Source organism: Paratissierella segnis, from assembly GCF_014385195.1.
Taxonomy (GTDB): Bacteria; Bacillota; Clostridia; order Tissierellales; family Tissierellaceae; genus Paratissierella; species Paratissierella segnis.
In genome coordinates this window covers 1-11948 of the sequence record NZ_JACRTG010000013.1, presented here as the reverse complement: position 1 = coordinate 11948, position 11948 = coordinate 1, and the positions used below count along the sequence as shown (strand labels likewise).

The window sequence follows — 11948 nt, the reverse complement described above, 5'->3', positions numbered from 1 at the left end:
TGGATCCAATGTGAAAACCAATCCTAAAGTATTAGATCTAATGATGCCTTGGGATGATTTAATTCAAAAAACATGTAAAGCTTAATAAATACAATTATAGGGATATCATACCGATATCCCTATAATTATACAACACATCTATTATTAGACGCTTACTTTAATAATTGTTAATTGTCCCTATAAATACCATTTAAGTTATATTAGCTATTTTAAAATTAATTTTTGGATGGTTAACTAAGTTATCATAGTATTTACAAAGTTTTTGAGGTTTAATGCAGCTATTTTAATGTGTTTTTATAATCTTTTATCTTTCAGAAAATATTCCTAAAGATTTATCACTAAGTGACTGCTTTTTAAATCTTGTGTAGGATAGTGCATATTGAAATCTAATATCAAATATAAAAACTTATACCATTTTATCATCTTTATCATCACTCATATCTAAAGCAAAAATGATATAATAGTGTTAAATTTTCAATGTGCATTGGTTTTTTAATGCTTTAATTATATTATATACAAGAAGGGATATGAACGTGATTGTTTTATCATGTATCATATCATATAAAAATATTGTACTAGGAGGTATATATGCTTTGTAAAATTAGTTTTTCCTCAGATTCACAAATACATTTACCCACATCTTACAACTATATAATTCAATCTATTTTGTATAAGTTTATAAACGAAGAATCTTATGCCAACTTTATGCATAATCAGGGATATATCTTTAATAATCGAAGTTATAAACTTTTTAGTTTTTCAAATATTTTGGAAAGACCTTTATTAATTGACCGGAAGAAGAAAAGATTTGTATTTCCTAAAGATATAAGTCTATATTTTTCTTCTGTAGATAATGATTTTTTTAGGTATGTTTTTAATTCCATAATCAATGCGGATAAATATGTTAATATAGGACAAAATACGGCGGTTATATCCAAAATAGAGTTTATAAGGCAGGATGTATCCCAGAAAGAAATTGTGGCTGCCATGTCTCCCATTACTATCTACAGTACATTACTTACACCTGAAAATAATAAAAAGACATATTACTATAACCCATATGAAAAAGAATTTTCATCCTATATACGTAAAAATCTTATTCACAAATACATCGCATTATATGGTGATGATCCTACGAATGATAATTTTTTAATTGTACCTAAAAGGGATATACACGAAAGTATTATTAAGTACAAAGGCTTTATTATAAAAGGTCATACAGGTACATTTGAAATAGAAGGAGCGCAAGAGCTTATGGATATAGCATTTTGCGCAGGTCTTGGAGGGAAAAATTCTCAGGGTATGGGGTTAATAGTTAAAGAAGAGATTTTGAAACAAAAATAAATTCCTTATAGGTATTATATATTAGTAAACAAATACATTTAAAATCCTTTTAGTTAGTATTTATTTAAGTATAGAATAAGTCATGAGTTTTTTCAATATAAATATTGACAAAGTATTGTAAAGAGGTATAATGTTATTATTAAACTAATACTAAAAAATAAGGAGGTGAATTAAATGTTAGAAGCAATTATTGACATTGGAGGGAAAATACTTTCTGGGCAGAATATAATTGACAGCAGCATAGTAAAAGTGAATTATGAAGACAACAAGGAGAACATAAAGAAAATCATTTTTATAAACTTTGATACTCATCTAAAGAAATTAAGCTTTGATTATGCGGAAATGGATGAAGACACAGTATATGAGTATTTACATTTAGGAAGATCAGGAGGACCAAATGCCTGCCAGTACCGGGTTACGTTTACAAATCCTGCATCACTCATTTCAGAAGTTATAAGCCAGTTGAGAGATAAGGATGTATCAAAAGACATTAAACAAACTCTGAATATGATTATTAAAGATTTTTTTTATGATTTTGGGGAAAAGGTTACGCCAAAATATAGATTTATGCTGGATATGCATAAAGCGGGAATAATTGAGGAAAGCTTTGTCGACATTTATGAGAAGTTTAAAGGAAAGGCCAAGCCCTATAAGGAGGTTCAGAATAATCTTCAGAAGGAATTGCAAAAATACCTTGAAAAATCTATGGGCACAAAAAGTAAGCAAATAGGTTTGTATACTCTTTGCATTGACAGTACACCCATAGCTTTTTCAGACTGGTACAAAAAGCTTATTGAAGACAGTTTTGAAGAAGTTTCGCCCAATGGTGAAGAAAACGATGATTTATGTTGTAGTTATTGCGGTTCTACAAAAAGCTGTACAGCAGATTTAAGTGAGATGAGCATAAAGTACTATACTACAAATCAGGTGATTTTCGCAAATAATTTTGACATAAAAAATTATGATAAAAATATGGTATTGTGTAAAAGTTGTAAGGACAAGCTTCTTGCAGGAGAAAATTTTATTCAGAACAATATGAAAGGCAGAATATCCAAGCTGGATGTATACATTATTCCGCATATTATTTACAGCAGTTATGATTTTGATCGGGAAGACATGCTTAGATTAAGTGAAAAATTAAGGCAGACGATAAACATGTCAAATAATATAGACAACCTTACAAGATATAAAAATGAATTAAAGGCGCTGAATCTTGCGTCCGGGAAAGGGAATCGCTATCTGATTAACCTGGTGTTTTATAAGAAAATGAACCAGGCAACTAAAATTTTAAAACTAATTAAGGATATTGATCCCGGTATTTTTGAAAAAATCGGAGAAAGTGTAAATGATTCATTAAAACTTTTTGAAAAATATTTTGCACCATGGATAACAAACAGAAAATTTCAAAGAGGACTTAATCTGATTTATTACATGACTCCTGTTAAATTGAGTCAGCAATCTCCGGTTCAGTATCAAAATGTTCTCGGCATATACGAAGCTTTATTTTATGGCAGGAGTGTAAGTCGAAGAGAAATTATTTCAAATATTGTCAGTTGTTTTAAAATTAATTGGTTTGAGCAAGGTGATTACAATGTTTCTGCACCTGACAGCAAAAACTATATTGATTTTAAAATTGCAGATGGATTATTTTATATGGTGTTCATGGAAAACATGGGGAATATAGAAAGGGGTGAAGCAATGGATGCACTATCATTAAACATTAAAGAAAATTATAAAAATTTTATAAGCGATATGGGTTATGATGAGCAGAAGGCTTCTTTGTTCCTGCTGGGGTGTCTTGTAGGTGCTGTAGGAAGGAAGCAAAACAGCAAGGATGCAGAAAATAAGCAAGATGGCAATAAGACTTCAGGAAACTACAAACCGGTACTTAATAAACTCAATTTTAATGGAATGGATTTTGCAAAGGTTAAACGCTTGTCTAATGATATTTTTGAAAAGCTTAGACAGGAAAAAATCTTGATGTATAATGAGGCTGTTTTCTCCGCTCACAAAAATTTACTTGGGCTTAATGAAAACCAGTGGAAATATAACAAGGACGAAAACCTGTACTATATACTTTCGGGATATGCATTTGAAACCATGAAAAAAAAGGAGGAAACTAAAAATGAATAATGGTGAAATATTGTACTTGTATGATGCTAAGCTGACTAATCCAAATGGAGATCCGGATGAAGAAAACAGACCCAGAATGGATTATGAGAGAAGTTTAAACCTTGTATCAGATTTAAGGCTTAAAAGATATGTAAGGGATTATTTAAAAGACAAAGGTTATGAAATGTACGTACAAAAAGTCAACGATCCCGATAGTAAAGAAGAAAAACCGGTAACAGCTTCAGAGAGGATTAAAGGTTTCGCAAGTGGAGATAAACTTGACATTGAAAAAATAAAAAATGAATATATAGATATAAGATTGTTCGGAGCGACTATTCCGTTTAAAAAAGATAATAAGGCACTTACGGGACCGGTACAATTTAACTGGGGATATTCATTAAATAGAGTAGAGCTTCTCGAATCAAGCATTACATCGCATTTTGCTTCCACTGAAGGCAATAAGCAGGGCGCAATAGGAAAGGATTACAGAGTTAAATATTCTTTGATTGCATTTTCCGGAACTATAAGCGGTAGAAGGGCTAAAAATACAAATCTTAAGGAAGAAGATATACTTCTTTTAGATGAAGCTCTTTACAAAGCAATTCCGCTTCTTGCAACAAGAAGCAAGATTGGACAGTACCCCAGACTGTATATAAGACTTGAATTTAAGGATTCTGAAACAATGCTCAGAGATTTGAGAAGCTATATCAAGATTATTCCTGCCAAAGGTATTGAAGATACAGGCATTAGGGATATTACTGAATGTAACGTTGATATAAGCATGCTTATAGAATATCTTAATGCTAATAAAGAATTAATAGATAAAGTATATTATTTCTGTGATGAAGCACTTGTTTTAAGCTACAATAACGAGGATGTACTGCTTGAAGAAGCTTTAAATGAATTTAACCTGATCAAAGTGCAGTAGGTGGGTGCCATGAAAGGTGTGGTTTTTGACATAGAGGGCAATTTTGCTCACTTCAGGAAATTTTATACTAATTCTTCATCTTTGTCCTATTCGTTACCTCCTCGTACTACAATTGAAGGTTTATTAGCTTCCTTTTTAGGGTTTGAGAGGGATAGCTATTATGAAAAAATGTCATCGGAAAAGCTGCATATTGCTGTGAAGAAAAATTTGCCTACACGGAGTATCACGCAGACATTAAATTATATCAAGGCTACTTCAGTATCAAAGCTTAATGCTCCTGACGAGCATACTCAAATTCCCTTTGAGGTTATCACTGGCGGTGATAATGAATATAAAGTATCATACAGGATATATGCTGCTTCTGATGAGGATTATATGGACGAACTTCAGGACAGGCTTGTTAAAAACAAACTTGTATATCCACCAAGCCTGGGTACGGTGTTTTTCCAAGGAAGTGTTGAAAATGTCAGCCTATGTGAAATATTGCCGGAAGAAAAAGAAGAATATGTAAAAATAAGCTCTATAGTGCTTGCTGAAGAAATAGAAGAGATAAAGCTTGGAGAATACCAGCTTGTAAAGGAACGAATGCCAAGGGATTTTGGTGCTAACAGACAGGTTAAAAAAAGTGGTTCATATATATTTGATCAAAGAGGAAAATCACTGGAGGTTAAGTTTAAAAGAGGATATTATGCAGTAAATGTACTCAATGGAGTTAGGGAGAAAGAAAATATAGTGTTCATGTAGAAGGAGGAGAAAAAAATGGATTTTTTTTCACATCGTGAACCTAATATGCGTTTAGTTGATCATTTATATCAAGTAAGGGAATATTCCTTAATATACGGAAATATACATTTTTCTCGTATTCATGAAATTGTTGCATGCTGCCATGATTTTGGCAAATATACAACATATTTTCAGGACAGGCTTTTTGAAAAGGAAAAAAATAAATTAGATGTTGGTAACCATTCTCATATATCGGCTGTTTTTACTGCATATGTGATGTTGGAACGAGGATTTGGGGAAGGAAGACTTCCCCTTTTAACATATAGCGCAGTTTTGTCTCATCATAGCCGTGTAAAAAATTATGAAAAATACTTGCCTGCTACGACCATTAAAATAGAAAAACATGAGGAAATGTATCGAAAGCTTGAACTGCTGACTAAGCAAAAGGAAAACATAAAAGATAATTTTGACATTGTTTATAAGGAATATGCAGAATTAGGGTTTGGACAAGAATTCAAAAATTTTATCAAGGATGAAAATTCCATAAGCAATACTTTACTTGAGCTACGCAAGGAAGATATGTGTAAGCATAAAGATAAAACATTGTATTGGATTCATCAGCAGATTTTTTCTGCTCTTATATCTGCTGATAAAATTAGTGCTTCAAGGGTTAAACCTATTGAACAGAAATTCATAGATTTTTCTAAACTTAATTGTATTAGGGAAAGTAAATTTAAGGATACTGGTAATAAAGGTATAACTAAGATTAATCATATAAGAAATGAAATTTTCCTAAAAGTCCAGGAGGGTATTAAAAAAAGTTATACCAGCAAATTATTTTCTATCACTGCTCCTACAGGTTCCGGTAAAACTATGACTGGCTTTTTTGCAGCATTAAAATTAAAGGAGCTTAAACCAGAATTAAAAAAGATAGTATATGTTCTTCCATACACCTCAATCATCGATCAAAATTATGATGAAATCAGAAAATTATATATTTCCGATAAGGATTTTAAGAAAAACGAATACGGATATATTATGAAACATCATCACCTCAGCAGCTACGAAGAAGAAAGAAGTGATGAAATATATAATGCCGGTGATTACCAGACATTCATGGAAAACTGGGAAAGCGGAGTAATAGTTACAACGTTTGTTCAATTTCTCGAAACTGCAGTTGGTGCTAATAACAAGATGCTGAAAAAGTTTCATGCCCTCAAGGATGCAGTTATTCTGATGGATGAAGTTCAAGCTGTGGATATTAAATATTTCAAGCTTCTGTATTATGTTTTTAAAAAGCTGTCTGAGGAGCTTAACTGTCATATAATAATAATGACTGCAACAAAGCCACTGTTTTTTCCTGATGCAGTTGAATTGCTAGAAGATAATGAAAAATATTTTAATGTGTTTAATAGAACAAAACTTGTGTGTAATATAGATTCAGAAATGACAGTTAAAGAATTTGCTGATTATTTCAGTGATAAAATAGAGGATAAATCTTATATGATTGTAGTGAATACAATTTCTCAATCACTTGATTTGTATGGATTATTGCAAGAAAACTTTGGAGCTTTTAATGAATATGGACACAAACTTAAATACTTGTCTACAAACCTTATACCTTTGCATCGAAAACAAAGGATAGAGGAATTAAAAGAAGAATTAGATAATGAAAAAATAATTTTAGTTTCCACTCAGGTTGTAGAAGCAGGCGTTGACTTGGATTTTGATGAGGTGTATAGAGATTTGGCACCTTTAGATTCCATTATTCAGTGTGCAGGAAGATGTAACAGGAACAACAGAGGTTTTATTGGAAATGTAAATGTGGTTAAAATGATTGGCGATGATAACAGAACATATGGGGAAAAGATTTATGGATTTGATATAATAGATATTGTTAGTAAGATTTTAGGATCATATGATGAAATTGAGGAAAGAACTTATCTTCAATTGATTAATGAATATTATCAAAAAATAAGTATCAAAAAATCTCAGCAAGTATCAAAGGAATTCATATCGTCTATAGAAGGATTAAATTTTGATGAAAACTATAAATATGAAATTGGAAAGTTTTCATTAATAGATGAAACCAATGGGTATATGGATGTTTACATAGAATATGATGAGGAAGCGGAAGACTTGCTTCAGCAATATATTGAGGCATATAAGATTGAAGATATTAATAAGAGAATGGAAGTGACTCTTCCAATTAAAAAGAAAATGAGCAGTTATTATATTTCCATGCCGAAAAAGTATTGGAGAAAAATAGAGAAATTTAATATAGTTCCGGGATATGACATATTGCGAATACCACTAAGTGGCATGGACATATACTATGATAGTTCTATAGGATATAAGCGTAAAGAAGATGATAGTGCAATATTTTACTAAGCATAAAGTGTAAAATTTTGATTAGAATTCGGGTGAAGAATAAAATGGAAGTCAATGGTACATTAATCTGGTATTATAACATATGCAAAAGAGAAGTGTGGCTAATGTACAGAAATATAGTTCCTGACCAGAGTGATGAAAACATAGATTATGGGCGTTTCATGCATGAACAGACCTACAAGAGAAACAAGAAAGAAGTTGCATTTGGTAATGTAAAATTTGATGTTATATTGGATACAAAAGAAAAGCTTGTTATTGGTGAAACTAAAAAGACTTCAAGGTACAGTGAAGCATCTAAATGGCAACTTATGTATTATTTAAAAGTACTGAAAGATGCTGGAATTGATGCGGAAGGGGTTTTGTTATATCCTGAAGAGAAAAAGCGTACAGAGGTTAAGCTTGATGAAGAGGGATTACGGGAGCTTGAAACCATGGGTAATAATATTATTTCTATAGCAGAAAGGGATGTTCCTCCAAAGGTAGTAAAATGTAAATTTTGTGCAAAATGCGGATATAATGAATACTGTTATTCTTAAAGGAGCGATATATGAAAAAAGATATATTTATATTTAACAACGGTAAACTTTATCGTAAAGATAATACTTTAATGTTTGAGGGAGAAGAAGGAAAGAAATACATTCCTGTAAATGACGTGGAATCAATCTATGTATTTGGAGAAGTGGATATAAACAAAAGATTTCTCGAATTTATTTGTTCAAGTAAAATTATGATACACTTTTATAATTATTATGATTACTATGTAGGGACATTTTATCCGAGAGAATTTCTTAATTCTGGATATGTAATATTAAAGCAAAGTGAGGCATATCTTGATTATAGTAAAAGAGTAAATATAGCAAGAAAATTTATTGTAGGTGCAACAAATAACATTTTACAAGTATTAAAATATTATAACAGGCGAAATTGTGATGTTAGCTCTGAGATAGAAGAAATTACAGTTCTTCTTGCATCTTTGCAATTTCAGGAAACAATTGAAACAATTATGGCCGTAGAAGGTAACGTAAGGCAGATTTATTATAAATGCTTTAATAAAATTTTAAATGATGAAGATTTTGAATTTGAGTCAAGATCCAGAAGACCACCAAAGGATAGGATAAATTCTTTGATAAGTTTTGGGAATTCTATGCTTTACACTCTAACTTTATCTCAGATATACCAGACCCAGCTTGATCCACGCATAGGTTATCTTCATACTACAAATGACAGAAGATTTTCTCTAAATCTTGATATTTCTGAAATATTTAAGCCGATAATAGTAGACAGAACAATATTTTTACTGATTAATAAAAAAATAATTACAAAAAAAGACTTTAATAAAGACCTTGGAGGCATCATACTAAAGGATGAAGGTCGTATGAAGTTCATAAAAGAATTTAATGATAAATTAGAGACTACAATAAAGCATCCACAGCTTTCGAATCGTGTCAGTTATAAAAGGTTGATACGTATGGAAGCTTATAAACTTCAGAAGCTTATAACAGAAGGTGAACAATATGTTCCTTTCTTAGCAAAATGGTAAGGTGATTTAATGTACATAATTTTAGTTTACGATTTTGGTGAGAATAGAGTAGCTAAGGCACTGAAAACATGCAGGAAATATTTAACTTGGGTTCAAAATTCAGTATTTGAAGGTGAAATTACAGAGGGTAATCTCAAAAAATTGAAGATTGAACTTGGAAACAAGATGAATAAGGATGAAGATTCTTTAATCATATACACTCTAAGCAAAAATAAATATATCAACAAGGAAATAATCGGATTTGAGAAAAATAAGCCTACTGTATTTTTTTAACGTCGCCCCATAATGAGGTAAAAAACCTAAGGAATCGACATTATTTAGTAAATGAGAAAAGGTTGAAAAATGAATATTAAACTTATTAGGTTAATATTTTAAATATAATTTTATATGTACAACCTTATCCCAGAATGGCTTATTTTGGGCAAAAAAATGGGATTTATAATACCTATAAGGAATTGAAACATACCCAAATTGTCATGCAATACAAGCTAATATCATAGATTTATAATACCTATAAGGAATTGAAACTTGTCATACCCTAGCACATAAATAATCTTGTCGCCGGGATTTATAATACCTATAAGGAATTGAAACATACCCAAATTGTCATGCAATACAAGCTAATATCATAGATTTATAATACCTATAAGGAATTGAAACTTGTCATACCCTAGCACATAAATAATCTTGTCGCCGGGATTTATAATACCTATAAGGAATTGAAACGGATACAAACATGAGCAAATAAGGGTTAAAAGCCTTAAGATTTATAATACCTATAAGGAATTGAAACGTATACTAAATCGCTTTTAACAGCGAACTTTAGTCTGGATTTATAATACCTATAAGGAATTGAAACTGATATTGGATAGATTGAAGCCTGAATTAGATACAAGATTTATAATACCTATAAGGAATTGAAACTTGCTTAAAATCGATAGCTTAGAGACTGAAATTGCAGATTTATAATACCTATAAGGAATTGAAACATTCAAATAGAAATCCAACAAAAAAAGATGATGCAAGATTTATAATACCTATAAGGAATTGAAACAAATAATAAAATATAAAGGAGTTGTCTACAATGACAAAGATTTATAATACCTATAAGGAATTGAAACAATGAATGTATATCAGCTTTCCATGTGAGACAAAACGATTTATAATACCTATAAGGAATTGAAACACATTTACAACACTCCCTTTTATTTTTTTTAATACTTGATTTATAATACCTATAAGGAATTGAAACATTAGATATCCAGGTTTTAAATCATCTTTACAATATGATTTATAATACCTATAAGGAATTGAAACAAAGACAAGCAGAATTACAACATAGAATAAGCGAATCAGGATTTATAATACCTATAAGGAATTGAAACATTGTTCTGTGAATGGGGCCATTGATTGTTGTTGGAAGATTTATAATACCTATAAGGAATTGAAACTTTTACCTAGTTTTTCTACAGCTGCAACCTGATGTGAGATTTATAATACCTATAAGGAATTGAAACTTTTTTGATAGACTTAAATCTATCTATATACTACCAGATTTATAATACCTATAAGGAATTGAAACTTGCATTAGTAAGTTGCTTTAGTTGTTTTTCTAATGATTTATAATACCTATAAGGAATTGAAACATATAATAGTGATTTCTTAACTTATTAGTTGTTTAAATGATTTATAATACCTATAAGGAATTGAAACTGCTATGGGGCTATTGCTTGGTGATGGTGGATTTTCAAGATTTATAATACCTATAAGGAATTGAAACACTTTTAAAAGCTTAAATCTGTATTAAATTATATTGGATTTATAATACCTATAAGGAATTGAAACTCAGTCATTCTGGAGCTTTGCAGCTAATCATTTGGAAGATTTATAATACCTATAAGGAATTGAAACTTTAACTCAACCGCAATCCTTTTTAGTGGAGTGCTAGATTTATAATACCTATAAGGAATTGAAACTAATCTATATAACCATTGCAATAACTACATCATAGCGATTTATAATACCTATAAGGAATTGAAACCCTAGTAGACTAGTTCTAGCATATATATTACCAAAAGATTTATAATACCTATAAGGAATTGAAACTAGTAGAAGGTATAGAGAGTTTATCTAGTAGCATTAGGATTTATAATACCTATAAGGAATTGAAACAAGCTTTCCACTAAATTTTCTTTCCTCCATAAGCATGATTTATAATACCTATAAGGAATTGAAACAGCCATTTCCCCAAATAATCTTCTTTAAATACCTTGATTTATAATACCTATAAGGAATTGAAACGAAGAAGATGGACAAATTGACGGTTTCATACCATTGATTTATAATACCTATAAGGAATTGAAACCATGTAATCCACTTATAACGCTTTGTAGCCCACTAGATTTATAATACCTATAAGGAATTGAAACAGGAATATGTTGATCTGTAAAGTGATGATGGAAGATGATTTATAATACCTATAAGGAATTGAAACTAATTAGCTCATAGCCGTTTAATCGGCTGTATTCAAGATTTATAATACCTATAAGGAATTGAAACAAATTTACCACCAAAAATAACCCTGTTTTTTAATTTGATTTATAATACCTATAAGGAATTGAAACTTTTAATTATATCACATTTCTTTAATAAAGTGTTGCCGATTTATAATACCTATAAGGAATTGAAACTCCATGCGACATACATCAATATACTAGCACTGGCAGGATTTATAATACCTATAAGGAATTGAAACCTGCTGTTGGCTGCCAATTTGGAACCAATCCTGCCTCGATTTATAATACCTATAAGGAATTGAAACTCCATGCGACATACATCAATATACTAGCACTGGCAGGATTTATAATACCTATAAGGAATTGAAACCTGCTGTTGGCTGCCAATTTGGAA

The 11948-nt window shown here is 30.6% G+C and carries 8 protein-coding genes and 1 CRISPR repeat array; all 8 genes read left to right on the top strand.

What is annotated here, in order from left to right:
- Positions 1-588: 588 nt before the first annotated feature.
- The 8 genes from cas6 (at position 589) to cas2 (ending at position 9311) form a co-directional block, all read left to right on the top strand.
- A complete protein-coding gene (cas6, locus tag H8707_RS04880) occupies positions 589-1344 on the top strand; it encodes a CRISPR-associated endoribonuclease Cas6 (RefSeq protein WP_262429019.1) in 756 nt (251 codons plus the stop codon).
- A gap of 174 nt (positions 1345-1518) precedes the next feature.
- Positions 1519-3477: a TIGR02556 family CRISPR-associated protein gene (locus tag H8707_RS04875; RefSeq protein WP_262429018.1), complete on the top strand. Its 1959-nt coding sequence runs from the start codon at positions 1519-1521 to the stop codon at positions 3475-3477.
- On the top strand, positions 3470-4384 hold the full coding sequence (gene cas7b / locus H8707_RS04870; RefSeq protein WP_262429017.1) for a type I-B CRISPR-associated protein Cas7/Csh2: 915 nt from the start codon (positions 3470-3472) through the stop codon (positions 4382-4384). The genes H8707_RS04875 and cas7b overlap by 8 nt, the downstream gene beginning before the upstream one ends.
- 9 nt (positions 4385-4393) lie before the next feature.
- Positions 4394-5128, top strand: coding sequence for a CRISPR-associated protein Cas5 (gene cas5, locus H8707_RS04865; RefSeq protein WP_262429016.1), 735 nt, complete (start codon positions 4394-4396; stop codon positions 5126-5128).
- Positions 5129-5143: 15 nt separating this feature from the next.
- Positions 5144-7498 (top strand): CRISPR-associated helicase Cas3', encoded by a 2355-nt coding sequence (gene cas3 / locus H8707_RS04860; protein ID WP_262429015.1) that lies wholly within the window; start codon positions 5144-5146, stop codon positions 7496-7498.
- Between the two features lie 44 nt (positions 7499-7542).
- Positions 7543-8034 carry a CRISPR-associated protein Cas4 gene (gene cas4, locus H8707_RS04855; RefSeq protein WP_262429014.1) on the top strand — a complete coding sequence of 164 codons (492 nt, stop codon included), beginning with the start codon at positions 7543-7545 and terminating at the stop codon, positions 8032-8034.
- Positions 8035-8045: 11 nt separating this feature from the next.
- Positions 8046-9038, top strand: a complete 993-nt coding sequence (cas1b, locus tag H8707_RS04850) for a type I-B CRISPR-associated endonuclease Cas1b (RefSeq protein WP_262429013.1) — start codon at positions 8046-8048, stop codon at positions 9036-9038.
- Between the two features lie 9 nt (positions 9039-9047).
- Positions 9048-9311, top strand: a complete 264-nt coding sequence (gene cas2, locus H8707_RS04845) for a CRISPR-associated endonuclease Cas2 (RefSeq protein WP_262429012.1) — start codon at positions 9048-9050, stop codon at positions 9309-9311.
- A gap of 160 nt (positions 9312-9471) precedes the next feature.
- Positions 9472-11924: a CRISPR direct-repeat array (repeat unit 29 nt; unit sequence GATTTATAATACCTATAAGGAATTGAAAC).
- Between the last annotated feature and the right edge of the window lie 24 nt (positions 11925-11948).

What these genes read in the sequence shown, in the direction of transcription:
- cas7b (WP_262429017.1), top strand. Translation starts at nt 3,470, where the DNA reads ATGAATAATGGTGAAATATTGTACTTGTATGATGCTAAGCTGACTAAT.
- cas4 (WP_262429014.1), top strand. Translation starts at nt 7,543, where the DNA reads ATGGAAGTCAATGGTACATTAATCTGGTATTATAACATATGCAAAAGA.
- cas6 (WP_262429019.1), top strand. Translation starts at nt 589, where the DNA reads ATGCTTTGTAAAATTAGTTTTTCCTCAGATTCACAAATACATTTACCC.
- H8707_RS04875 (WP_262429018.1), top strand. Translation starts at nt 1,519, where the DNA reads ATGTTAGAAGCAATTATTGACATTGGAGGGAAAATACTTTCTGGGCAG.
- cas5 (WP_262429016.1), top strand. Translation starts at nt 4,394, where the DNA reads ATGAAAGGTGTGGTTTTTGACATAGAGGGCAATTTTGCTCACTTCAGG.
- cas2 (WP_262429012.1), top strand. Translation starts at nt 9,048, where the DNA reads ATGTACATAATTTTAGTTTACGATTTTGGTGAGAATAGAGTAGCTAAG.
- cas1b (WP_262429013.1), top strand. Translation starts at nt 8,046, where the DNA reads ATGAAAAAAGATATATTTATATTTAACAACGGTAAACTTTATCGTAAA.
- cas3 (WP_262429015.1), top strand. Translation starts at nt 5,144, where the DNA reads ATGGATTTTTTTTCACATCGTGAACCTAATATGCGTTTAGTTGATCAT.